The organism is Coleofasciculus sp., assembly GCF_046539235.1.
Taxonomy (GTDB): domain Bacteria; phylum Cyanobacteriota; class Cyanobacteriia; order Cyanobacteriales; family Coleofasciculaceae; genus Coleofasciculus.
Map to the genome: position 1 here is coordinate 1 of NZ_JBKHHI010000053.1, position 23,777 is coordinate 23,777.

Genomic DNA, 23,777 nt, shown 5'->3' on the forward strand with positions numbered 1-23,777 from the left:
CCCCGATAACCCGAAGATCTGACAGAGTTGTGTCAACGCCGAGGGGGGTGCATCTTCCTCCTCCTCTGGCGGCGCGATCGCCATCATTTCCGTCTCCTTCCCCTGACGCTGCTCTATCCGACCAATCAGCGCCTGTCGTACCTGTGCGATCGCACTCTTCAGATAATCACGACTATTGGCTACATACCAATTTGTAGTTGTTGTATCCTTGGCTACAGACATATCTTTAGCTTTCCTCAAGGTTGTTTAGGCTACACCTGTCAAGTTGTGATAATTCAAACTATTCTTTTCCAAAAAAAGGGTTAAATATTTAAATCAGTTCTTCGTCTTAACAAAACATCATAATTGCTCGTTTTTTTCTCCGTTTCCGGAATAATTTACGAATTCACAGGGGATTCAGCCATTGTGAGCCGGATGTGCGGTTTTCATGTATATTATCTATGGTGGGTTTTTTCTGGGCAAAAATAATTCCGATACAGCTAAACCCATTGAATTTTGGTGAAACTTTGTATAATGTTTGGTTCTCGTCTCCCGTCCAACGTCCCCTTGGACGCATGTATTTTGGTAAAGCTGAGATAAAAATCATTACAAGGGATTGACAAAAACACAGAGTACACAGATCGATTGAATGGCACAGACAGAATAGTAAATAGTGAGGGACACAGATTCACACAGACAACTAAATAATTTCCCCACAATCATCTTTTTATCTTTTGCCTCCCCAGAACTAACGCTTCTGTGAAATCAGTGCGATTAACCCCCAAACACTCCACCCTTACCCTCTCCAAAAATCCGTGAAATCAGTGTGCCAGATTCTTACAATAGAAAGGCACAAACCTCATTTCCTTAAACGCTGCTTGTGACTGCTTCTGCCTTTACCGCTGAACGCCTACTCTTTACACCGACTACCCCGGAAACCGATGCCATCCCCACCATCTTTGCCTTTCCCAATGACTACACCGTAGGCATCACCAGCTTAGGCTATCAAGTTGTTTGGGCAACCCTAGCATCGCGATCTGACTTACAAGTGAGTCGCTTGTTTACCGATTGTCATGAACCATTGCCCAGACAGCCCGAATTACTCGGCTTCTCCATATCATGGGAACTGGATTATGTCAATATTTTGTCCCTACTAGAATCCTTAGAGATTCCGGTACGCTCTGCACAACGGAATGATCAGCATCCCCTCGTGTTTGGCGGCGGACCCGTACTCACCGCAAATCCTGAACCCTTCGCTGATTTTTTTGATGTGATTTTGTTAGGGGATGGGGAAACTCTATTAGGGGATTTTATTGACGCTTATAAACAGGTGCGCCACGCCGATAGAACCGAAAAATTGCGGCGTTTAGCCCAAGTTCCAGGGATATATGTTCCCAGTCTGTATACGGTAACCTATCAGGATCAAACAGGCGCGATCGCATCCATTCAACCTGTCGATTCTCAGATTCCCGCCACCGTCACCAAGCAAACCTATCGTGGCAATACTCTATCCGCCTCCACCGTTGTCACCGAAAAAGCCGCTTGGGAAAATATTTACATGGTGGAAGTGGTACGCAGTTGCCCAGAAATGTGCCGCTTCTGTTTAGCCAGTTATTTAACCTTGCCCTTTCGCACGCCGAGTGTAACCGATTCGTTGATTCCAGCGATTGAACGCGGATTGACGGTAACTAAGCGGATTGGCTTACTCGGGGCGTCGGTGACTCAGCATCCAGAGTTTGAGGTATTGCTGGATTATCTGGCACAACCGGACTATGATGATGTACGATTGAGCATTGCCTCAGTGCGAACCAATACTGTCACGCCCAAGCTAGCCGAAACCTTGTCGAAACGGGACACGCGATCGATTACCATTGCCGTGGAAAGTGGTTCGGAACGATTACGGCAAATCATTAATAAGAAATTGAATAATCAGGAGATTATTCAAGCGGCAATTAATGCCAAGGCTGGGGGATTAAAGGCACTCAAGCTTTATGGGATGGTGGGTGTTCCTGGAGAGGAAATGTCTGATGTGGAACAAACCGTAGCCATGATGCAGGCGATCAAAAAAGCCGCCCCAGGTTTACGTTTAACGCTGGGATGTAGTACGTTTGTTCCTAAAGCCCATACCCCCTTTCAATGGTTTGGCGTGAATCCCGCCGCCCAGAAGCGGTTAAAGTATCTACAGAAAACCTTGCGATCGCAGGGGATTGACTTTCGCCCGGAAAGCTATAACTGGTCAGTAATTCAGGCGCTAATCTCTAGAGGCGATCGCCGATTGTCGGAGTTGTTAGAATTAACACGGCATTATGGCGACTCCGTGGGAAGTTTTCGGCGGGCGTTCAAGCAGTTAAAAGGCAAGTTGCCAGAATTGGATTTTTATGTACATGACAACTGGTCAACAGAGCAAATACTGCCTTGGAGTCATTTACAAGGGTCTTTACCTCAAGGTACATTATTAAAACATTTGGATGCGGCGATGTCTATTCGTCATTAGTCATTAGTCATTTGTCCTTTGTCATAAGTCCTTCGATAACTCATGCAAGATTTAAAAGCAGAACTCGCCCAATCTGTCGATGAAGCCGCCTGGGATTGGCTGGTTCCTCACGCTAAGCGAGATGTGGTGATCGTGGTGACGCCAGAGTTAGATCTACTTGATGTGGGAGTCGCGATCGCGAATGATGATACCTTGTCTGTTCAGTCTTGGATTAGTCACCAACAGCTTCACAAACCTTTTCCCAATCAATTAGCCGATTGGAATAGCGATCAAAGTAAACGTTTTCAAGCGTTGATTGTACAACCCTATGTTTTAGTCCAAGAACTCGCCGCCTAAAACATTGCTGAGTTTAACCTCAATAAGCTGTTATGTTCCAGACGCGCCATGGAACGTCTGTACCAAGTCATTGTCGGGGCGGGTTTAGGGACAATTGTAGGGGCGGGTTTAGGGACTAAATTCATCTATTCACCGAAAAATGAACAACAAAACCCGCCCTCCTCACCGATAATGGAACAACAAAACCCGCCCTCCCCACCGATAATGGAACAACAAAACCCGCCCTCCTCACCGATAATGGAACAACAAAACCCGCCCTCCCCACCGATAAATGAACTCTGATAAGTTCTATTTTTTGAGAAAATTGGATGTCTGACCCAGAGTCGCGCCAGTATATCCCGTAGTTACCCATAATAAAGCCCTCGCCCCATCCCGCAGGGATTTCTCAATCGGTTCGGGATCACGTCCTAAAGACACAGGGACGGGTTTAATCATGATCCCACGACTGCCAAACACAATTTCACCGATTACCCGCGCCCGTAGCATGTGATCGTCCGCTGTAATCAAATAGACACCATCGATACCTTGGGCTTTCAACTCATCCACCAACGTCGTAAAGTTAGTTACCGTATCGGTAGCACGGCGATCAATATGGAGGTGGTTGCGGGGAATTCCGGCTTTGGCGAATACCTTTTCGGTATACCAAGACGGACTACCGGAGGATACCCAGATATGGAGATCAGGATGCTGCTGGGCAAAATCCGCCGCAAACAGTTCTCGTTCTTCTTCTCCCCCTAAAACCAAAATAGCTTCCGGCTGGATCAAATAACTTTGAATTTGCTTATAGCCACAGAATAGCGAAACCGCCAAAATCGGCATCAACCAGGACAGTAATCTAACCTTAGAGCGCCGCGATCGCAAAAACAAGTATCGCCGTTGACGCACAGAAATCCTCAAAAGCATGAATAAACAGATGAATCAGGTGGTATCAAGGAGGAGCGCTCTCTTGGGCGGAACCTGAAAATGCCCTCGACATCGCAAGTTACCAGTTTAAAGGTACGGTTAACCGCAATGCAATCCATTACTGGAAAAGTTCAACGATCCCCTGAAAACTTTCCACTCTAATTCTCCGCTAGTCCGTAAAGCTTCTAAAGATCTACTGTCAGATAACTTCAAATTAGGCAGCTGTGGTGATACTATTCGACACAAAGGTGGAAGATGTCACCGATTGACACTGCTCATGTCCGGATAGCGATCGCCTGCGGCAATGTTCTTGGGAGCTACCTCGTCTATGCGCTGGAGTTGGTCTTGGGTGAAGGTGATGGTCGTTCCCTCAACATTCTCCTCCAAGTATCGGCGGTGCTTGGTTCCAGGAATCGGTACAATGTCATCACCTTGAGCCAATAACCACGCGATCGCAAGCTGACTTGGGGTGACACCTTTCTCCTGGGCAATTTCCTTAATCCGCTCAACAAGTTGCAAATTCTTGCTAAAATTTTCCCCTTGGAACCGGGGTGAACTTCGACGGTAGTCATCCGGTGCTAAATCCTCTGGACTGGTAATCCGACCCGAAAGAAATCCTCGACCCAGTGGACTATACCCGACAAAACCAATCCCTAATTCCCGAACCGTGGGCAGAATCTCGTCTTCTGGATCACGACTCCAGAGCGAGTATTCTGTCTGCAACGCGGTAATCGGGTAAACTGCATGAGCGCGTCGAATCGTCGCGGGAGCCGCCTCCGATAGACCAATGTAGCGTACTTTACCCTGTTCTACTAACTCAGCCATTGCTCCAACCGTTTCCTCAATCGGAACATTCGGATCAACTCGGTGCAAATAGTACAGGTCAATGTGGTCAATCCCCAGCCTCTCCAGGGATGCATCGCAGGCTTGATGGACATACTCAGGACGCCCCTTGACGCCACGAATCTGACTATCTTGACCCCGCACAATCCCAAACTTCGTGGCTAGGATAACTTGGTCGCGATGGTTGGCAATTGCTTTACCCACCAACCGCTCATTATCGCCACAACCATACATATCTGCTGTATCCAGAAAGGTTACTCCCAGTTCCAGCGCCCGGTGAATGGTAGCAATGGATTCGGCTTCATCCCTACCACTGTAGAACTCAGACATTCCCATACATCCCAGCCCTATGGCTGAGACCGTCAGTCCATTTTTGCCGAGTTGTCGTGTCTTCATCATTATCCTTCTGTTGTTAATCGTGTTTGTCGATTCGGGTAATCGATTTGAAAACACAGGGTTTTACCGACGGGACTGGCCGGATTCGAACCGGCGACCTAGCGCTTCAGATTGGTGTGAGTTTCCTCACTCTCTGGACTATCCCTTCACCTTGGGCGTATCGCCTTTAGGTGGTAGCCGTTCTGTTTAAGGACGTTTGTACTTTATAGAGCATACTTTCGTGGATGTAAGGACGAATGAACGCTAAAAACCGTTTTCCTTCCTTCGTTCCCATTCGCAGACGATAAAGTCCTTTTGCTTTACTTAACCCCCACTTAAATCCCCAAACCTCGGCAAAATAAGTAACAATGACCTCATTTTGTTCCTTGGAGAGATAAGTATTCAGGTTAAGGGTCAAAGCGTGAACCTTTCCGTCTTTTTTGGGGAAGGACTTAGACCCATCATCCATAAACCAGATAGCTATTCCCTGGGGGGTTAAGAAATTTAGGAACGTTCGCGTGATTGTTTTGGTTCCAGCTAGATAAAGCCTCTTAACTAAGACCCGTGTCAGGGGAATCAACTTGGGTTCTAGGCGAATCTGGTTATAGCCCTTCGTTGTACTCCAGCTTCGGATGCTGGCTGATTTACCAGTTATTTGTTCGAGAAGCTTTTTCTTAAATAAGAGATACTCCTCATACTTCGATGAATTTTGGATAAAGAAATTGTTTTGATTTCTTTTTCCATCACCTAATAACAGTCCAGCCAGAATACCGCGTTGCTCTACTTTCGATGAGACATTGTAGTCCATCTTTTATTGGTTTCCTTAAACCAGTCTCTGCACCTTCCGATTCGTTTTTAGAGTGGAGTTTTGCCAGATTGACTTAAACTCAAACGAATCAGCTTGGCTCAAGATTACCTTATCTGGGATCAGACTTAGGCTTCCTTGAATTTGACTACATTCACTCGTCAGGTTTCCCTGGCGGTGCCCGATTTTTCAGGAGGCGCTTGCTCTATCCATCTGAGCCACAGCCCCATTTCGACTAAACTATTATACCCAATACTCTCTCTCTCGTCATTTGGTCGGGGCGGGTTTTGCAGCTAAGCTAGGGATAACAATCAATATTAGTCCCTAAACCCGCCCCTACACACAGACATGCCATAGCACATCTCCTCCATCTCCCTCATCTCCCAGACGTGCCATGGCACGTCTCTACATGCTCCCCTGCTACTAAGAAATCCAGGGCAATTTCGCCTCACCTGTCCAAGCTTGATCCCAAGGTTCCCCACCCACTTCTAATCCGCACAGGGAGCTATGGGCGTTGAGAATCGTTTTGGTGGTTCCCCCACGTCGATCGCGCAGTTCTAGGGTAAGCTGACCGTGCATGGTATCGCGGCAAATAAAAATTAAACCCTGTTCCGTTGGGGCGCGGAGGGGAGTACCCGGTCGATTTGTTGTACTTGTCAACTCAACCTCATAGTCAGCATTACGGGCTTGCATTTGCCAGCATCCCCACGGCTGAATCTGCCAGCGCACTTCTGAATTCCAGGGGACAAATTCATAAAATTTGCCTCGATAGTGAATACCAATTAATGCGGCGGATTCCATCCACCACAGCACTCCTCGTCTACCGCCCCCCGCTGTGAGCGCTAAGTCGGGTTCATTATCAAAACTGTTGCAATTGAGCCAAAACCACTTTTGCGGAAACGAACGCCCCCAGTTTTTTTCGCTGTAAGCGGGAGCATTGGTAAACTCGTAGCGTTGACCCTTCCACTCAATCCAACCCGTCGCCCAGCCGTGAGCCATCAAAATCTGCCAACCGGGTTCAAATATCTGGAATGACGATAACCAGCCTGCTGTGGATTGCTGAGGCGCATTGTTACTCGCCCAACCATAGATGGGTTGAATTTGATAGCGCCAATTACAGTAATCCCCCGTGGCGGGATCGCTAATTTTACCTTGATTCCAGGTGGCGGTGGCTTGATACCCTTGGTGGATGTGATGGTCAAAGGTTAGGGGATCTAGATATTTGGCGGGAATGGCTAAGTCCGTTTTGCCCCAATGTCCTAGGGCTAATGATGAGGAAGATGCCCAAAATTGCTCAACATCTGGAAAAGTACGACAGAGGTAGCCATCCTCAGGACCGATTATTTGAGCGGCGCCACCGGTGTGGGGTTGACCGCTGATGGGATCTTCAATGGAATACATGAAGCCGAAGGTTTGACCCCAATCGGGTAAGGTGACTCGATAGTACCACCCTTCAAAGAAGCGAGAACTACTTCCATCCCAGTGATAGCCGCTATGGGGGGTTTGCCGGAGATTGGTGAATTGGTTCATGGTGCATTGTTCATGGTTCATTGTTGATTGTGAACGATGAATTGAGGTTGAGAATCGAGTTCAAGTAGCACAAGGGCGAACCTGGATACAAATTATGGAACCGAGGTCAGGCTGGGTTTCTAGTGGTTTTCCTCAAGGAAATCTGAGTCCGGAATTTAATTGTCATTAGTGTGATCACAAAAGCTTTGAGTTAGGGGGCGGGGAGCGAGTATGACGAATGACGACTTAAACTTTACCAAAACTTTATAGAGGATCAGTATCATTCATAAATATTACGCCATAATTATGTAAAGCACTGGGAGAATAATAATTATGTCACGTTTGGTTATCAATTTTTAAGATTAGTTAAGTGTTAGTGCGGATCAGGTAGCCCAACTAAGGTGGCGAATCAAACGCCGACTACAACAAATGGAGCGATCGCGGCGACAACATCCTCAAGTTAGCCCCAGCCAACTGCTTAGATAAGGTTATATAAAGATGGTTCAAAACCCTGCGAGTTCTACAGTTTCCCTAGCTGAATTTTCGACACTGACAGAACTGCTGCGTTGGAGGGCGCGACAGCAGTCGGGCAAGTTAGCCTATAAATTTCTCGTTGATGGCAAGCCAGATGGACCGGAACTCACTTATGCAGAACTTGACCGTTTAGCCCGGGCGATTGGCGCTTGGCTGCAACAGCACAGTGCTAGAGGAGAGCGAGCGTTACTCCTTTATCCCCAAGGATTAGAGGTGATTGCCGCGTTTTGTGGCTGTTTGTATGGGGGAATTATCGCGATTCCGGTCCCGCCTCCGGATGGGGGACGGATGAAGCGTACATTACCCAGACTGCGATCGATTGTCCAGGATGCTCAAGCCTCGATTTGTCTAACCACGGGTCGCATCCTGTCTTTGTTGGAGAATGGGCGGGAGGATTTTCCCGAATTTGACCAAATGCAATGGCTGGATACTGAACAGGTGGATCTGAATCTGGCTGACGCATGGCAAGATCCCCAAGCGAGTCGGGATGATCTGGCGTATCTCCAGTACACATCAGGGTCTACCTCCACACCCAAGGGCGTGATGCTATCTCACCATAACCTGATGTTCCATTCCGGGTCTCTTAATCAAGCCTGTGGTTACGATTCAGATAGCGCCACCGTGACTTGGATGCCTTATTTCCACGATTACGGCTTAGTCCAAGGCATGATCCAACCCCTCTATAACGGTACGCCCTGTTATGTGATGTCGCCCTTCTCCTTTATTAAGCAACCGATGCGATGGTTAGGGGCAATTACCCATTATCGGGCAACTCATAGCCAAGCGCCTAACTTTGCTTACGACTTGTGCGTGCGGCGGGCAAAACCCAAGCAACTGGCAAAACTGGATTTGAGCAGTTGGCAAGCGGCGGGAAACGCGGCGGAACCGATTAACCCGAAAGTGATGCAGGCGTTCTTTGAAACCTTTGAACAATGCGGGTTTCGCTGGAATGCCTTTGCCCCAGCTTATGGACTAGCAGAAGATACCCTGCTGGTATCCAGTAAGCCATTACTCACCCCGCCAGTTCTCTGTATCCTGGATGCGTCTGCTTTAGAAAAAAATCGGATTGTTCCCGTATCCAGCCCCCAAGAGGGAGTGAGGATGTTACCCAGTTGTGGGCGTCTGGTTGGTGATACTCAAGTCGTTATCGCTAATCCTGATACATTGACCCAATGTGACCCGGATCAAATAGGAGAAATTTGGGTGAAAGACCCCAGTGTCGCCCAAGGGTATTGGCAACGTCCAGAGGCGACAAAGGAAACCTTTCAGGCTTACCGGACAGATACCGGGGAGGGTCCCTTCTTGCGAACCGGGGATTTAGGATTTTTGCGGGATGGTGAACTGTTTATTACGGGTCGGATTAAAGACCTGATTATTATCCGAGGGACTAACCATTATCCGCAAGATATTGAATGGACGGTGCAGCAGGTTCACTCCGCCTTGCGTCCGGATTATGGCGCCGCCTTTTCCATTGAGGCTGGCGGTGAGGAACGGTTGATTGTGTTGCAGGAGGTTGAACGTCGAACTCAAGATGTCAACTTTGAGAAAGTGATTACGGATATTCGCCAAGCTGTAGCCGAGGAACATGAAATCCCAGCCTATGCAGTTGTCTTAGTTAAATCTGGCACGATTGAGAAAACCTCAAGTGGCAAGATTCAGCGCCGTGCGGCGAGAACCAGGTTCCTAGATGGAGAACTGGGTGTGATCGCGGATTGGAGTGAAAATCCCAAACTGACGAGCAAGTTCCGTACTCTCCAGGGAGAAGTCGATGCGTTGGCGCAGCAATTACAAGTTCCGAAGACTTAGGGTTGTCATTTGTCATTTGTCATTTGTCATTTGTCATTTGTGATTCGGTACAGAGAAATGCATCAACTGAAACAGTATCAAATAGCAGAAGCGCTAGAACGGGATTTGGGAGATCCGGCTCATCCAGAGAGTACGATGTCCTTTAAACGGGTGATGGAACTGGATGAAAGCGAAGAGTTTCCCGAAGCTGAAGTGGATTGGCTTTATAACTGGAAACTGCAAGATTACTATGTGCCAGAAAACTGTGGTGGCAAGTTTACCTCCTTTGAGGAATTCGTCGCCTTTGTCCGGGTGATGTCGCGGCGAGACCAAACGATCGCGATCGCATTCACCACCATGTTCTGGTCGTTCATCACCTGGATGGCGGGTACAGATACCCAGAAAAAGAAACTGTCCCAGTTTATCCGCGAGGAAAAAGGGACGATGTGTCTGGCTTATTCCGAACGGGCCCATGGGAGTGACTTGATTGGCGGTGATGTAACTGCCAAAAAAGTTGAGGGTGGCTATCTCCTAAATGGCGAAAAGTGGCCCATTAACCGCGCTACCCGTTCCGGCGTAACCTTTGTTTTAGCCAAAACCGATGAAGAAGAGGGTGCTCGTTGTCTCTCCTTATTTATGGTTGACAAACGTGAACTTGATCCCTCCAGCTATTACAACCTGCCCAAAATCCTCACTCATGGGATTCGCGCCTCCGATATGAGCGGGATTGGGTTTAAGGATTGCTTTATTCCCGAAGCAATGCTGTTAAAGGAGGAAGGTGCGGGGTTAGAACTAGCGCTCAAGGGCTTCCAAATCACCCGCATGTTGTGCGCCGCATTTTCTCATGGTGCGGCTGACACGGCGATGAGAACCACGCTAAACTTTGCCATTGACCGGGTTATTTATAACAAAACCGTTTTTGATATCCCCCAACCTCGGCAAACCTTAGTCGATGCCTTTATTGACATGTTGGTTTGTGATTGCGAAACCATTGGTGCAGCCAGAGGGTTTCATATTATACCCGAACAATTCTCAGTTTGGGCGGCGGTGGTAAAATACTTTGTCACCATCAAACTAGAAGAGGTGATTAACTCTGTGTATGTCGTCCTCGGTTCCCGTTTCTATATGCGCGATGAGCATGACTACGGCATTTTCCAGAAACTGCTGCGGGATAATTCGATTATCAGTATGTTTGATGGCAGCAGTGTGGTTAACCTCCATGCTCTAATTCTCCAATTTCGTCAAATTGCCAAATATCGCTCCAGACGCAAGCAGAAGACGATGGAGGGGATTCAATCCCGCCTGGATGCCATTTTTTCCCTAGAAAAATCTGTGCCGCCCTTTGAGCCAGAGAAACTGGGATTATTTGGTCGCGGGGCTGACGATGTGCTGCAAGGGCTAGAAATTGCCTGGGAACAACTGCAGGCGCTGAAGACACAAGCCGATGTTGACGCCGATGTACTGGAAAAAATTATCAGCTTAACTACCATTGTTCTAGGGGAACTCGACGCCTTCGATGAGCGCATTGCTAACTCCGGATTTGAACATGGTCATGATCAAGATCCCGAACTATTTGAACAGGCGAAAAAATACTGTGACTTACACGCCGCCGCCGCGTCAGTTCACACCTGGATTTACAACCGGACAATTTTGGGTGACTTCTTTAGCAAGGGGGAATGGTTAGTCTTAGGACTTTATCGCCGTTTACGCCCCTGGCGATCGCTGCCCAATATTGTCCCGAAAGCGTACAGTGAAAATGTGGCACAACACCTGCTGAAGCTGCATCAGGAAAACAAAATGTTCTCCATTGTACCGATTCAACTCGCCCAAACTGAAACACAAGAGGAAAAACCCCATGCAAGTGCAGAACTCCAACTCCAAGCCTAATGACGTTATGGTTCAAAGCGATGTAGAAACCAACAATCAGTCTGTTGATTCCGTCCAAGCTATTCAAAATTGGATGGTGAATCAACTGGTAGAACAACTATCCTTAGATGCCAAAAACATTGATGTCACCGAACCCTTAACCCGCTATGGGCTTGATTCCATTGATGCGGTAACCATTGTCGGTGAACTCGAAGATTGGTTAGAGGTGGAATTACCTTCAACCTTGTTCTGGGATTATCCAACGATTGAGAAATCGGCTCAATATTTAGTCGAAGAATTCGATGTTTCGGCTGCATTAGACAAAGCCGAACCCGCCGCCCCCTCTGAGACGAAAGCAGCGAAACCCGCAGAATCCGAAAAATCCGGCAAAGGCTGGGGTGGATTTTGGAAAGGATTGGGAAGGTAGAGACGTAGCATGCTACGTCTGGGAGCTGGGGGAGCAGGGGAAGTTAACTCAAAACTTTACCTTACCTATTGCCTATTGCCCATTGCCTATTGCCCATTGCCCATTGCCTATTCCCTGTTCCCTATTCCCTGTTCCCTAACAAATGACGTAGCTTGCTTCTCGCGATAGCGAGTATGACGAATGACAAAGGACAAAAAAGGAGGAAACCGTTAATTGAATTTTTCTGACTTTTCCTTCTGGTGGATTCTACTACTTTACGCCATTCCTTTCTTTGCCATTCGCTATGTTGGCAAATCCCTGAAGCTGTGGCGAGATAACTTTGACACCATCGGTTTGGCAGTAATGTCGCTGATGTTGTTTTTGAATGCCAGTCGCTCTAGTTTCGCCATCTTTATTATTGAGGTAGTGTTCAACTACTTCATGGTACGGCTGATGCTCCAGCGTCGGGGAAATGGTGCCAAGCTGATTGCTGCGATTGTAATTATCACCGATATTGCGATCCTCGCCTACCTCAAATACTTGACATTTTTCGTCGAAGATGTAGTTGGCATCGTCGTACCGGGATTCAGGAACAACTGGGAACAAGGCTTTCCCTTGCCCATCTTTCAACAAATTCCCCCTGGCGTCTCCTTCTACACTTTCCAGATGGTGGCATTTGTGGTTGATTCTCTCAGACCCAAATATAAAAAACCCATCGCCTTTCTGGATTACATTAACTTTATTGCCTTCTTTCCGCAAATTGTCGCTGGACCGATTGAACGACGGGCTGACTTATTACCCCAAATTCAATCATTTCGGTTTAAATTCACGGCAGAAAATTTTGAGTTGGGATTACGATGGCTATCCTTGGGCTTCTTTATGAAGTTGGTGCTAGCCGATAATATCGCCCCCTACATTAACTTACAAGAAACCGCCAATCCCTGGATTGTTTGGTTCTTTGCTTACTTATTTACCCTGCGAATCTACTTTGATTTTGCCGGGTATAGTTTCATGGCGCTGGGTGTGGCGAGAATATTAGGAGTAAAACTAACCGTGAACTTCCTGGCTCCCTATACCTCCGTCAGTATCCAAGAGTTTTGGCGGCGATGGCACATTACCCTAAATAACTGGTTTCGCGACTATGTGTTTCTACCCCTAATGGGTTCTAAAAAACAATTAGCCGCTTTCTTTTTATTCATCACCTTTACCCTATCCGGATTCTGGCATGGTGCGGCGTGGAATTTTATTATTTGGGGCGCGTATCACGGCTCGTTACTGTTGCTATTGCGCTACACAGGTAGACCATTTCAACGCTTGATGGGGAAAGGAAAACAAGTCTCCCGGTTTCAGTTTATCTCCTGGGCGTTAACCTTTGGCTCAGTAACCCTAGGGTGTCTGTTCTTCATGGACACAAATACTATCCGACTGCTATCAAAACTACGAACGCTGGTTACGCCATGGGCTTATTCTTTGTCCAATTTAGGCGAATTCTTGAGTTCCTACAGTCTCAACGAAGGCGCTGTTTTAATTGTCACGCTTTTGCTGGCAAATGGCGTTTTATTTATGGAACATCTCGCCGTTTGGCAGAAACGGAAGTTTGAATATGAATTGTTACTATTGCCTTGGGTATCGCGAGTTTTATTAGGATTAACTATCCTATTCGCGGCGAATCAGCCGTCTGAGTTTATTTACTTTGAATTCTGATGGAATCAAAAGCCATTTGACTGGCTTGGGGTTGAATGAGTACTATAAACAATGAACAATGAACAATAAACCATCTATTCACATTTGCATTTTAGGGGGTGGTTTTGGTGGACTTTATACCGCCTTGTACCTGCAACGGTTTCGCTTGTTTAAATCACCTAAGTATAAAATTACCTTAATCGATCGCAAAGATCATCTGGTGTTTACACCCTTACTTTATGAACGGGTGACCAAGGAACTGCAAGCCTGGGAAATTGCCCCCCGTTATCGAGATTTAACCCATAACACAACAATTGATTTTTGTCAAGGCAATATTCAGGCTGTCGATCTGGAAAAACGCCAAGTTAAGCTGCAATTAGAAACCCTATCAGAATTAGGGCAAAACCTGAGAATCCTCAATTATGACTATTTAGTATTAGCCGTTGGTGCCGAGATGCGCTTAGAGGGCGTACCGGGTGCGGCGACGTATGCATATCCCTTCCGCACTGTTACTGATGCGGAACGCCTTAACGAACGGCTTACCCGATTGGAACAATCTAATTTGCCCCAAATTCGCGTCGCGGTGATCGGCGCAGGACCGAGTGGTGTAGAGTTAGCTTGTAAACTTAGCGATCGCTTACAGGAACGGGGACAGGTAAGACTGATTGAACGGGGTCAGCAATTGCTGAAAACCTTTACCCCTTACAGTCAAAAATCCGCCTATCGCGCCTTAACCGCCCGTCGGGTACAAATGGATTTTGCAACTAGCGTAGAGGCGATTGAACCGGATCAAATTACCCTGATTAATCAGAACGGAAAAACCCTTATGCCTGTTGATCTGGTGTTATGGACAGTGGGGACTCGTTCCATTGAATGGGTACGCCATCTCCCTTGTCAGCAGAATCCTCAAGGTAAGATACTCACCCACCCTACTTTACAGGTTATGGGTTATCCAGAAGTCTTAGCCCTAGGGGATATGGCAGAAATTCAAGATTATCCAGGTCAACTCCCCAAAACCGCACAAGTGGCTTACCAACAAGCGGATTGTGCCGCCAAAAACCTGTATCGGGCGGTTAGGCGTAAACAGTTAAAGCCATTCCGCTATTTACATCTCGGAGAAATGTTGACCTTGGGAAAAGGGGAGGCGGTATTGTCCAGTTTTGCCCTGAAGATCAGCGGTCGTTTGGCTGGTATGATTAGACAATTCGTCTATCTTCAGCGATTGCCCACCCTGCGCCATCGCTTGCGGGTGTTGCAACATTGGGTCGGTCAATGGTTGGTTAATTTAAGGCGACAATTAGCACAGCTCTTCTGGAAGCGTCGCCGACGAAAGACTGTTAATCGTTGAGCTTGACGGTTAATTTTTTGCTAGCTGGATTAATTAACGTGGCGCTGCTGGTAAGATACTGGACAACGTGAGTTGTGGGGTAGGAAGCCTCGGTAGGAGATGAAGTGAGTTCAAGCTATATAGCATAAATTTGAAACAAAAATTGATGCTAATTAATTTTCCATGAAAACTTTAACAAAAATAATTTTAATTTCCTCACTATGGATTACTGCTGTCAACTCAGGAACCCTTGGTGTTCTCGATACTGATCTCAGATTGCAGATGGCTCATGCCTGGTGGACGGGGACTGAAGAAGTACAAGTATCCCCAGATTATCAACTCAAAGTGCGGGGAGATATCCAAGCTGGCGTTATAGGCACTGGTGGAAAGCGTTACATCGCTTACGAACAGGGGCAGTCTTTACTCATGCTTCCGGGTGACTGGTTGGGAACCCAGTTGCATAAATTTTTTCCTAACCTACCCTCAAAAATTATCCGGGATTTAACGGTTAACTTTTTAATTTTTATTCCCTTAAATGTAGCTGTTGTCGTTGCTTGTTTCTGGTTACTCAGGCTTTTTGACTTTCAAGAACGAATTGCCGGATTAACCAGTCTTACCTTGTTGCTGGGAACAACAGTTTTACATTACGCGCAAGTGCATCAGCATAATAATCAACTGTTGCTATTGGCGACAATTGGTTATGCCAGTGCTTTAGCTTATGTGCGAACTAAACGTCCTCGTTTTGTCTTGATCAGTGGACTGGCTTTAGGTGGTGCAGTCTTGCTCCGAATTACTAGTATTATTCATGCTTTGACGGTAGCGCTTTTTCTAATTGGGTGTCTGGCTTATCAAAACCGCGACAAACTTAAACTGATTAAGACAATAGGATTATGGATCATCGGCTTCATTCCATTTACATTGCTTGGGCGCATTTTTGATTATATCCGCTACGGGAGCGTTTTGGCTACGGGAAAAAGGGTGGAGAAGCAGCAGTTAGGTACTGATCCAATGTGGGTAGGTTTACCGGATCTACCCAATAATTATCCCTTAATCAATAACCCAGTTGAGGGGATTATCGGAGTTCTGCTATCACCAGCTAAAAGTATTTTTATCTATGACCCATTACTCCTACCGGCTTTAACACTCGGTATGCTTTTGTGGCGGAAACTTTCACCATTTATGCAGTGGTATCTGGTGACTGGATTTTTAAATTTAGGTCTACATTTAGTTGCCTATAGTCGTTTTGTTTTCTGGCATGGGGATCATGCTTGGGCAGCCAGATATCACGTTACTTCTGTTCATCTCTTACTCATCCCTCTTTTAGCTTTATTTATACAGCATCTTCTATCGGCGAAGATGTTAAAAGCTTGGTTGATGAGAGGAATCCTGGCAATCGCTATCCTGGCTCAAATTGCATCGGTGGCAATGCCTATGAACTTAGAAATTTATCAAAAAAAGGTAGGAATGCCAGGAACTCGTTTTGATGCCCGTATAGCTCAACGCTTGAATAATATTGTTTGCTTGATTGATGATTCATTTACGGAAGGATGTGTCGAGATGAATCCTGAGAAAAAGGGGTTTGTAAAACATTTAAATCACATATACTTTTTGCCATTTAACTTGAGAAAAGAAGCCGGAGATAATCCGGAATTATTAAAACTTTCACAAATTTTATTAATTTTTTGGATAGTTGTGGTAGCTTTGGCGATTGGGATGACGCTATGGTTCTGTTACGTCGGCTGATGAGAGAGGTGTTGGCTTGCTGTTTAAACCGTTCTTAGGAGACTAAATAAGGTATACTAAATCACTATTGATACCTAGTCTCATTCCCCATTGTCAAGATCTCGGCTTATTCGGTTGGTTAGCGTAACGGAGGATTGCCTATTGACTGGTAAGCTATATCATCTTGATTCAATAAATCTCAAGCGTTTCTTTTTTATCCATATAGTAAGAATTGGTTATGAACAATCCGTTGATTCTCACCCTTCTGATTTTGATATCCGTCTCCTTAAACTCGCTCGGTCAAAGCCTGCTAAAACTAGGAGCTGGTCAAAATCCTCTAAATCTTTATCTATTCGGAGGTATTACGGCTTATGCAGTGAGTACAGTATTTTATGTTATAGTTTTGGGTAAACTTAATTTATCCTTGGTTTATCCCTTAGTTATTGGATTAACTATTACGGCAACCACTTTATCGGGAGCGATTCTTTTAAAAGAACATGTTCCCTATATGCACTGGGTAGGCATTGGTTTAATATTGAGTGGAATTTGCGCGATCGCTTTTGGGAGAATTTCCTAAACCGATTAAAGTGAAAAGATAGAGAATATTTATTAATAGAGCCTAAAAATAAAGCTGCATTTACACAGCAAGCTGACATCATTCTATTAATAAAATTACTAAAGTTTTCTCTATACCCCACACCTATTCCCCATGGTCAAGATGCTATGAAAAACCAGATGAACAGAAGTTTGTTCCTAAAAATGATCTGTGTTAAATTCTGGGGGAGAATTGCGATCATTCAAAAATCCAGGCTAAATTTGGAAAACTAGGACTTGAGAAATGACGGATTCATTATCGTTTGAGACCTATCAAGCAAAAATCCTTTCATCAAATCCATTGGCGTTATCGGTAGTTGTACCTATTTACAATGAAGTTGCTAGTATACCGCACCTAGTTGACGCCGTAGCAACCAGTTTAAGTGCCAATCAGCTTTCCTACGAAATTATTTGTGTCGATGATGGTTCCCAAGATGGTTCCACAGAACTCCTCCTGGAGTTAGCACGCAGCCGCCCGGACTTAAAAGCGGTGATTCTCCGCCGAAATTACGGTCAAACCGCCGCTATGTCAGCCGGATTTAAACATGCTCAAGGTCGCGTTATTGTGATGATAGATGGCGACTTCCAAAATGATCCGGCTGATATTCCCGCCTTACTTGCCAAAATAGAAGAAGGGTATGATTTAGTCAGTGGTTGGCGCAAAGAAAGACAGGATGCAGCTTTAACTCGACTCCTCCCCTCTAAAATTGCTAATTGGCTGATTGGGAGAGTGACTGGCGTCAAATTACATGACTATGGGTGTTCCCTTAAAGCCTACCGTTCTGAACTGGTGGCGGATATGAATCTCTATGGCGAGTTACATCGATTCTTGCCAGCGTTAGCTTACATTGAGGGAGCCAGAATTAGTGAAATTCCCGTGCGACATCATGCCCGTCGTTATGGTAAAAGTAAGTATGGATTGGGGCGAACGTTTCGTGTGGTGATGGATTTATTGACCGTATTTTTTATGAAAAAATTCCTCACTCGCCCCATGCATGTCTTTGGACTATTCGGCTTGCTTTCCTTCGGTGTTGGATTGTTCTTAGGGTTGTATTTAACTATCATAAAATTAGGTTTTGGACAGCAGATTGGTGACCGACCTTTGCTGATTTTAGCTGTTGTTCTGTTATTAGCAGGCGTCCAGTTATTTAGCTTTGGTCTGTTGGCTGAAGTCTTAATGCGAACCTATCACGAGTCCCAAGGGCGACCAATTTATCGAGTGCGGGAGGTGGTTGGCAGGAATAATGAATGATGACTCCTTACCCGCCACTAACGGCTATCGCTAAACCGAGGCGCACCGAGACGCTAGGAGGGCGGGTTTAGTCAAGTTATCGGTTGAAAGGTAAACGTTATTGGTAAAACCCGCCCCTACAATTGACAAAATCGCCATGGCGTGGTTACCCCATCGACATTCTAGGGATTTGTCCACAAACGTTCACTTAAAATTGCTAGTCCAGCGGCGCTGATTTCTGCCAGAATACTAACTAGGCGAAATAAGGCAACCCCGGTAAGGATGAGACCTGTAGGCAACTGCTGATCCAAAAGCGCGATCGCCGTGGCTTCAAATACCCCTAACCCGCCCGGTGCGCCAGGTACAACTAATCCCAGTAACCAGGCGAAACTAAACGCACTCAGTAACGACGGGATCTGACTCGGAGTAATTGATCCTACCGCCAGTAAGGTAAATAAAAATCCGGTTCCCCGAAATCCCAAAAAGCCCATTTCACCCAACAATGGCACTAAGGGATAGCGTTCAATGTGGAACTCTCCCGTATCTGTAACCTTTTTAGAACGGCTTAAGCGTTGAACAATGGGATTGAGAACTCGCGGATGAACGCCCAACAGCACCACAACTAAGCCCAAAATTTGTAAACCCCACATCCAGCTATCAGACGCCGTGTTAATCCACCCCAAGCCACCACTAAATAACGCGATCGCTAACGCCGCAGCCGCCATTAACAGGGGTTCAAGTAACACAGTGATACTCGCCGCACCCACCGATCCCCCCGCCCCCTTCACCGCTGAGATTCGACCATAAAAATGCCACACATTACCCGGTAAATATTTAGCAACATTCGTTTTCAGGTAAACCTGTAGCGCCCAACGTTGTCCAACGGGTTGCTTAAACGCCTGTAGAATCCACGTCCAAACCCAACCCGACCAAATATGTGCCAGAAGCGTAACCAAGAGTGCGATCGCCAGCATTGTCCACCCCTGGGGATCAATGCGAATTCCAGCAACCTCTCGCCAATGATCTTTAAAGGCTTTCGCGATAAAAAACAGGGTTCCGCCCAGAATCACCCACCGAATGTAAGGTTTTATCGATGACCAAATTTTTTTCATCTGCTAGCGGGGGTGCTGGGAGAGATAGGGAAGCCATGTAGAGACGTAGCATGCTACGTCTGGAAGATGGGGGAGATGGGGGAGAAGATTCCCAATGAACCATGAACAATGAACCATCAACCATCAACCATCAACCATCAACCATCAACCATGAACAATGAACAATGAACAATGAACAATGAACCATGAACAATTAACAAATGACAATCCCCTTATTCACTGATGGAATCAGCGAGCTTGGCTATGGATTGTTCAACAATTTTAGCGGCTGCATCCACTTCTTCAGCCGAGACAATTAAAGGAGGGACAAAGCGCACCACCTTGGGACCTGCGGGTACTAACAGCAATCCTTGAGCCATCGCCGCTTTCACCACATCCACCGCCGTAAGTTCCACATCCGCCTTTAACTCCATCCCATTAATCAGTCCCCAACCGCGCACCTCAGTAATTAGCTGGGGATAGTTCATCGCGATCGCTCTTAAACGAGTCCGCAACTGTTCACCCCGTTCCTGAACGTTTTGCAGAATACCTTCCCGTTCCAACGTCTGAGCCACGGTTAAGGCGGTAGCACAAGCCAAAGGATTTCCGCCAAAGGTACTGGCGTGATCCCCAGGTTGAAAAACATTACAAAATTGCTTACACAACATCGCCCCAATCGGAACACCGCCCGCTAATCCCTTAGCGCTGGTAAAAATATCTGGCTCAATCCCTAAATTCTCATATCCCCAATACTTACCTGTGCGACCCATCCCCACTTGCACTTCGTCTAAAATCAGCAAGATACCCGTCTCATCACAGATTTTCCGCAAGCGCAGGAAGTACTCCAACTCTCCTGGACGCACACCCCCTTCTCCTTGCAGGGGTTCCAACATCACCGCGGCTACTCGTTGATCCCCTTCATCCAATTCTCCGATCGCATCTTCCATGGCACCGATATCGTTATACGGCACATAATAGAATCCCGGCACCAAGGGGTCAAAATTCTTCTGATACTTGGGCTGACCCGTTGCTGTAATCGTGGCTAACGTGCGTCCGTGGAAACTGGCGTTCGCGGTCAAAATTACAGGTTTCTCAATCTCTAGAACCGTGTGGGCGTATTTCCGAGCCAATTTAATCGCCCCTTCATTCGCCTCCGCACCCGAGTTACAGAAAAAGACGCGATCGGCACAGGAATGCTCAATCATCCACTGAGCTAATTCTCCTTGAGGGGGAATATAGTACAGATTAGAAACATGGTGCAGGGTTTTGATTTGCTGCGTCACCGTTTCGATCACAGCCGGATGGGCGTGACCCAAGGTACAGGTAGCGATCCCAGCTACAAAATCGAGATAATCACGTCCGGCTGTATCCCAAACTCGACAACCCGTACCCCGTTCTAGGGCGATGGGGAAGCGACTATATGTTCCCATCACGTTAGTATCGAAATCCTTGGGATTGTATGCAGTCGATACACCCTCTGCTGATTCAGCAGGAATTCCGGGATTCTCGACGAGAGTTGGTTTGGTCACGAACATCATCTCCTAATTTGATTGGTCATTTTTCAGGGAACAGGGAACGTTTTGAGGAATGTAGGGGCGGGTTTCACTATTATCGTTTTTTCCCGCCCTGATGTGACTAAACCCGCCCCTACTCCCTTGTCTCCCCATCTCCCCCGGCTTCCCCATCCCTATCCCCTTCAGCTTATTTTCACCCGATCGGTAGAGAGGAAAACAGCCACCTGTATGAGATTCTGTATATAGCCCATTGAGTTTGCCGCTATAATCCATACATCTATGCTGTTCAATATTTTGTAATCAGGGCAACAACTAGCCAAATTGCTTCTGGTAGCCTTAGAATCAGTATTTTCTAATCCTAAACATAGAATAGAGAAGATATAGAGATGAGGGTGCGCCTTGAATGGCAACTCTCTTTCCAATCATCTCTGATGTTTGTTGAACTGTACAGCCCGTAGCTACAGCCAGTGTTGAAAAATTTTCATTGACAGTACCCATTTATATTCAGTCCATCTGCTCAATCTGTCTAGTTCAATCTGTCTAACTGACCGATTGCCTAAAAACCCAATCACAAGCTTTCATAACACTCCTACTTCAAACCTAACTATGACTATCGCACAATTGAACCCAACTGCTACTCGTCAGTTTACAGAAGATACGGATTTTTCTCATCCTCAGAGTGAGCAAATCTCAGATAATGACCAAAATCAGGTCGAAGTCGAATTTTCCGAAACAGAGACTCGTGCAGGAAAAACCCGACAATCTGGCTACCATAAAACTAGCTCTGACGATACAGTAGGAGCTTTCTTCAAGGAGATGGCGCGTTACCCCTTACTGAAGCCAGAAGAAGAGATCGAGTTAGCCACTCAGGTTCAATTCCTGGTAGAAATGGACGAGATGACTGAACGCTTGCACCAAGAGTTGGGGCGCAAACCAACGAACGCGGAACTGGCTCAAGCTTTTGATCTAACCGAACGTCAATTTGAAAATCGCCTCTACCGGGGACAGATATCTAAGCGTAAAATGATTCGCTCCAACTTACGCTTAGTCGTTTCCATCGCCAAGCGTTATCTTAATCGGGGAGTTCCTTTCTTGGATTTGATTCAAGAAGGCGCATTAGGACTCAATCGGGCGGCGGAGAAGTTCGATCCCGCCAAAGGTTACAAATTCTCCACTTATGCGTATTGGTGGATTCGTCAGGCGATTACCCGTACCATTGCCAACGACGCCCGCACCATTCGCTTACCGATTCACATTGTCGAAAAGCTGAATAAGCTGAAAAAAGTGCAGCGGGAACTCAAGCAGAAACTGCAACGGACTCCCGACGAAACCGAACTCGCAGAAGCCTTAGACATTAGCCGCACTAACTTGCGTCAGTTGTTACAATTACGTAGGCGATCGCTCTCTCTCAACCATCGGGTGGGTAAAGGCGAAGATACAGAACTCGTAGATTTACTGGAAGACAACGATTTACACTTGCCCGAACAGCAGATGAGCGAATCCATGATGCGTCAAGAGATTTCCGATGTCTTGAGTGATGTTCTCACCGAACGGGAAAAGGATGTCATTTCTCTACGCTATGGGTTGGCAACTCCTGAAGCCTACACCTTAGAAGAAGTCGGCAGCATGTTCAACCTTTCCCGCGAAAGGGTACGTCAGATTCAGAGTAAAGCCATGCGGAAGCTGCGCCGTCCTCAAGTTGCTCGTCGCCTACAAGGGTGGTTAAGTTAGGATTGGTTTGTAGTAAGCGCTTTAGCGCTGATGGCACGCTTCGTGCCAACTACGAACGAACGAACAATGAATAAGTTGAAGATACGACCAGCCACCCCAACAGATGTGCCAGTGCTGTTTGAACTCATTCAAGCACTGGCTGAGTATGAGAAGCTTTCTCACCTAGTCACAGGGACGGTGGACGCTCTCCAAGACCACCTGTTTGGGGCTAAACCTTATGTTGAGGCAATTCTGGCAGAGTATGAGGGGCAGACGGTAGGCTTTGCCCTGTTTTTCTTTAACTATTCCACCTTTTTGACCAAACCGGGCATTTATATTGAAGATTTATTCGTGCGCCCGGAATTTCGGCGTCAGGGTATCGGCAAGGCGTTGCTAACCTATATAGCTCAACTAGCGATAGAACGGGATTGTGGACGCTTAGAGTGGTCAGTACTGGACTGGAATGAAACTGCGATCGCGTTTTATCAGCGCCTCGGTGCTAAAGTGCTACCTGACTGGCGCATTTGCCGAGTCACAGGCGATGCCCTTCCCCAACTAGCGAAACAAACATATAATCTTTAGGTTGGTTTACAACTTATGTCGCCAAGGCTGATGAAATATCAAAAACTGTGTTTTTCCTCTTGCCGTCAGTGATCCCAGTCTTTTACAAAAATAAGTAGATTTACTTAAGTAAGATTGTGATTAACTGTTTTAGGGAATGAGGAGAACATCATGATTTGGGTGAATGAACAGGTCGATCCGGGAGGTTTGATTTATTCCTGTATCGCGTGTTGTGACGAGGCTCAAGCCAAAGACTGCCACGAATCGTTCCAGCAGAACTTGACAGATGAGCAAAAATCAGCAGGTTGGGTAGCGCGTCTGAGAACCGTCAGTTCCTGGGATGAGGTGCCAGTCAATGCGTTGAAGCTGGACTGAGGATGTTTGTACATTCCGGGATTGTAGGGGCGCACCGACGTGCATCCGTGTCAACCTAAGGTCGAAAACAAATGCTGGTAAGGTTTTCAGCTATGTCTATTTACTGCTCAAAATTTCCCCCTCATCCCCTAACC

The 23,777-nt window shown here is 46.5% G+C and carries 21 protein-coding genes and 1 pseudogene; 15 read left to right on the top strand and 7 right to left on the bottom strand.

What is annotated here, in order from left to right:
* Positions 1-222, bottom strand: a pseudogene (locus tag ACLFWI_RS07195) (ATP-binding protein); the annotation flags it as partial.
* A gap of 637 nt (positions 223-859) precedes the next feature.
* Here ACLFWI_RS07195 and ACLFWI_RS07200 point away from each other — a divergent pair.
* The 3 genes from ACLFWI_RS07200 to ACLFWI_RS07210 are packed head-to-tail and all read left to right on the top strand — an operon-like array spanning position 860 to position 3,091.
* On the top strand, positions 860-2,473 hold the full coding sequence (locus ACLFWI_RS07200) for a B12-binding domain-containing radical SAM protein (protein WP_446412365.1): 1,614 nt from the start codon (positions 860-862) through the stop codon (positions 2,471-2,473).
* 42 nt (positions 2,474-2,515) lie between these two features.
* Entirely contained in the window at positions 2,516-2,809 is a 294-nt protein-coding gene (locus ACLFWI_RS07205) for a DUF2288 domain-containing protein (protein WP_446412366.1), read from the top strand.
* 48 nt (positions 2,810-2,857) lie between these two features.
* Positions 2,858-3,091 (top strand): hypothetical protein, encoded by a 234-nt coding sequence (locus ACLFWI_RS07210; protein WP_446412367.1) that lies wholly within the window; start codon positions 2,858-2,860, stop codon positions 3,089-3,091.
* A 6-nt stretch (positions 3,092-3,097) separates the two neighbouring features.
* Here ACLFWI_RS07210 and ACLFWI_RS07215 read toward each other — a convergent pair whose 3' ends face one another.
* From ACLFWI_RS07215 to ACLFWI_RS07230, 4 genes are all read right to left on the bottom strand, one after another.
* On the bottom strand, positions 3,098-3,712 hold the full coding sequence (locus ACLFWI_RS07215) for a YdcF family protein (protein ID WP_446412368.1): 615 nt from the start codon (positions 3,710-3,712) through the stop codon (positions 3,098-3,100).
* A gap of 258 nt (positions 3,713-3,970) precedes the next feature.
* Positions 3,971-4,951, bottom strand: a complete 981-nt coding sequence (locus tag ACLFWI_RS07220) for an aldo/keto reductase (RefSeq protein ID WP_446412380.1) — start codon at positions 4,949-4,951, stop codon at positions 3,971-3,973.
* A 166-nt stretch (positions 4,952-5,117) separates the two neighbouring features.
* Positions 5,118-5,738, bottom strand: coding sequence for an LAGLIDADG endonuclease (locus ACLFWI_RS07225; protein WP_446412369.1), 621 nt, complete (start codon positions 5,736-5,738; stop codon positions 5,118-5,120).
* Between the two features lie 420 nt (positions 5,739-6,158).
* Entirely contained in the window at positions 6,159-7,265 is a 1,107-nt protein-coding gene (locus ACLFWI_RS07230; RefSeq protein ID WP_446412370.1) for a tocopherol cyclase family protein, read from the bottom strand.
* Between the two features lie 477 nt (positions 7,266-7,742).
* Between ACLFWI_RS07230 and ACLFWI_RS07235 the strand changes: the two genes are divergently transcribed.
* The 9 genes from ACLFWI_RS07235 to ACLFWI_RS07275 all read left to right on the top strand — a co-directional run bounded on the left by ACLFWI_RS07235 (position 7,743) and on the right by ACLFWI_RS07275 (position 18,413).
* The gene (locus ACLFWI_RS07235; protein WP_446412371.1) at positions 7,743-9,584 is read left to right on the top strand and encodes a fatty acyl-AMP ligase; all 1,842 of its coding nucleotides are present in this window, start codon (positions 7,743-7,745) and stop codon (positions 9,582-9,584) included.
* A 57-nt stretch (positions 9,585-9,641) separates the two neighbouring features.
* Positions 9,642-11,450: an acyl-CoA dehydrogenase gene (locus ACLFWI_RS07240; protein WP_446412372.1), complete on the top strand. Its 1,809-nt coding sequence runs from the start codon at positions 9,642-9,644 to the stop codon at positions 11,448-11,450.
* 7 nt (positions 11,451-11,457) lie between these two features.
* Entirely contained in the window at positions 11,458-11,856 is a 399-nt protein-coding gene (locus tag ACLFWI_RS07245; protein ID WP_446412381.1) for an acyl carrier protein, read from the top strand.
* 9 nt (positions 11,857-11,865) lie between these two features.
* Positions 11,866-12,024, top strand: a complete 159-nt coding sequence (locus ACLFWI_RS07250) for a hypothetical protein (protein ID WP_446412373.1) — start codon at positions 11,866-11,868, stop codon at positions 12,022-12,024.
* A gap of 45 nt (positions 12,025-12,069) precedes the next feature.
* Complete coding sequence (locus ACLFWI_RS07255) at positions 12,070-13,539, top strand: MBOAT family O-acyltransferase (RefSeq protein WP_446408131.1); 1,470 nt, start codon at positions 12,070-12,072, stop codon at positions 13,537-13,539.
* A gap of 58 nt (positions 13,540-13,597) precedes the next feature.
* Complete coding sequence (locus tag ACLFWI_RS07260; RefSeq protein WP_446412374.1) at positions 13,598-14,866, top strand: NAD(P)/FAD-dependent oxidoreductase; 1,269 nt, start codon at positions 13,598-13,600, stop codon at positions 14,864-14,866.
* A 162-nt stretch (positions 14,867-15,028) separates the two neighbouring features.
* Positions 15,029-16,588 carry a hypothetical protein gene (locus tag ACLFWI_RS07265; protein WP_446412375.1) on the top strand — a complete coding sequence of 520 codons (1,560 nt, stop codon included), beginning with the start codon at positions 15,029-15,031 and terminating at the stop codon, positions 16,586-16,588.
* 217 nt (positions 16,589-16,805) lie between these two features.
* On the top strand, positions 16,806-17,144 hold the full coding sequence (locus tag ACLFWI_RS07270) for an SMR family transporter (protein ID WP_446408128.1): 339 nt from the start codon (positions 16,806-16,808) through the stop codon (positions 17,142-17,144).
* 261 nt (positions 17,145-17,405) lie between these two features.
* Positions 17,406-18,413, top strand: coding sequence for a glycosyltransferase family 2 protein (locus ACLFWI_RS07275; RefSeq protein WP_446412376.1), 1,008 nt, complete (start codon positions 17,406-17,408; stop codon positions 18,411-18,413).
* 161 nt (positions 18,414-18,574) lie between these two features.
* Here ACLFWI_RS07275 and ACLFWI_RS07280 read toward each other — a convergent pair whose 3' ends face one another.
* Together ACLFWI_RS07280 and ACLFWI_RS07285 are read right to left on the bottom strand one after the other, a co-directional pair.
* Complete coding sequence (locus ACLFWI_RS07280; RefSeq protein ID WP_446412377.1) at positions 18,575-19,504, bottom strand: lysylphosphatidylglycerol synthase domain-containing protein; 930 nt, start codon at positions 19,502-19,504, stop codon at positions 18,575-18,577.
* Between the two features lie 212 nt (positions 19,505-19,716).
* Positions 19,717-21,018 (bottom strand): acetylornithine/succinylornithine family transaminase, encoded by a 1,302-nt coding sequence (locus tag ACLFWI_RS07285; protein ID WP_446412382.1) that lies wholly within the window; start codon positions 21,016-21,018, stop codon positions 19,717-19,719.
* A 585-nt stretch (positions 21,019-21,603) separates the two neighbouring features.
* Between ACLFWI_RS07285 and ACLFWI_RS07290 the strand changes: the two genes are divergently transcribed.
* The 3 genes from ACLFWI_RS07290 to ACLFWI_RS07300 all read left to right on the top strand — a co-directional run bounded on the left by ACLFWI_RS07290 (position 21,604) and on the right by ACLFWI_RS07300 (position 23,643).
* Positions 21,604-22,728 carry an RNA polymerase sigma factor, RpoD/SigA family gene (locus tag ACLFWI_RS07290; RefSeq protein ID WP_446412378.1) on the top strand — a complete coding sequence of 375 codons (1,125 nt, stop codon included), beginning with the start codon at positions 21,604-21,606 and terminating at the stop codon, positions 22,726-22,728.
* 66 nt (positions 22,729-22,794) lie between these two features.
* Positions 22,795-23,289, top strand: a complete 495-nt coding sequence (locus ACLFWI_RS07295) for an N-acetyltransferase family protein (RefSeq protein WP_446412379.1) — start codon at positions 22,795-22,797, stop codon at positions 23,287-23,289.
* Between the two features lie 147 nt (positions 23,290-23,436).
* Entirely contained in the window at positions 23,437-23,643 is a 207-nt protein-coding gene (locus ACLFWI_RS07300; protein ID WP_446412383.1) for a glycogen debranching protein, read from the top strand.
* The last annotated feature ends 134 nt before the right edge of the window (positions 23,644-23,777 follow it).

Coding starts and splice junctions, on each gene's coding strand:
- ACLFWI_RS07225 (WP_446412369.1), bottom strand. CDS start 5,738: ATGGACTACAATGTCTCATCGAAAGTAGAGCAACGCGGTATTCTGGCT.
- ACLFWI_RS07235 (WP_446412371.1), top strand. CDS start 7,743: ATGGTTCAAAACCCTGCGAGTTCTACAGTTTCCCTAGCTGAATTTTCG.
- ACLFWI_RS07270 (WP_446408128.1), top strand. CDS start 16,806: ATGAACAATCCGTTGATTCTCACCCTTCTGATTTTGATATCCGTCTCC.
- ACLFWI_RS07230 (WP_446412370.1), bottom strand. CDS start 7,265: ATGAACCAATTCACCAATCTCCGGCAAACCCCCCATAGCGGCTATCAC.
- ACLFWI_RS07240 (WP_446412372.1), top strand. CDS start 9,642: ATGCATCAACTGAAACAGTATCAAATAGCAGAAGCGCTAGAACGGGAT.
- ACLFWI_RS07290 (WP_446412378.1), top strand. CDS start 21,604: ATGACTATCGCACAATTGAACCCAACTGCTACTCGTCAGTTTACAGAA.
- ACLFWI_RS07220 (WP_446412380.1), bottom strand. CDS start 4,951: ATGAAGACACGACAACTCGGCAAAAATGGACTGACGGTCTCAGCCATA.
- ACLFWI_RS07245 (WP_446412381.1), top strand. CDS start 11,458: ATGGTTCAAAGCGATGTAGAAACCAACAATCAGTCTGTTGATTCCGTC.
- ACLFWI_RS07275 (WP_446412376.1), top strand. CDS start 17,406: ATGACGGATTCATTATCGTTTGAGACCTATCAAGCAAAAATCCTTTCA.
- ACLFWI_RS07280 (WP_446412377.1), bottom strand. CDS start 19,504: ATGAAAAAAATTTGGTCATCGATAAAACCTTACATTCGGTGGGTGATT.
- ACLFWI_RS07210 (WP_446412367.1), top strand. CDS start 2,858: ATGGAACGTCTGTACCAAGTCATTGTCGGGGCGGGTTTAGGGACAATT.
- ACLFWI_RS07215 (WP_446412368.1), bottom strand. CDS start 3,712: ATGCTTTTGAGGATTTCTGTGCGTCAACGGCGATACTTGTTTTTGCGA.
- ACLFWI_RS07250 (WP_446412373.1), top strand. CDS start 11,866: ATGCTACGTCTGGGAGCTGGGGGAGCAGGGGAAGTTAACTCAAAACTT.
- ACLFWI_RS07265 (WP_446412375.1), top strand. CDS start 15,029: ATGAAAACTTTAACAAAAATAATTTTAATTTCCTCACTATGGATTACT.
- ACLFWI_RS07295 (WP_446412379.1), top strand. CDS start 22,795: ATGAATAAGTTGAAGATACGACCAGCCACCCCAACAGATGTGCCAGTG.
- ACLFWI_RS07260 (WP_446412374.1), top strand. CDS start 13,598: ATGAACAATAAACCATCTATTCACATTTGCATTTTAGGGGGTGGTTTT.
- ACLFWI_RS07285 (WP_446412382.1), bottom strand. CDS start 21,018: ATGTTCGTGACCAAACCAACTCTCGTCGAGAATCCCGGAATTCCTGCT.
- ACLFWI_RS07205 (WP_446412366.1), top strand. CDS start 2,516: ATGCAAGATTTAAAAGCAGAACTCGCCCAATCTGTCGATGAAGCCGCC.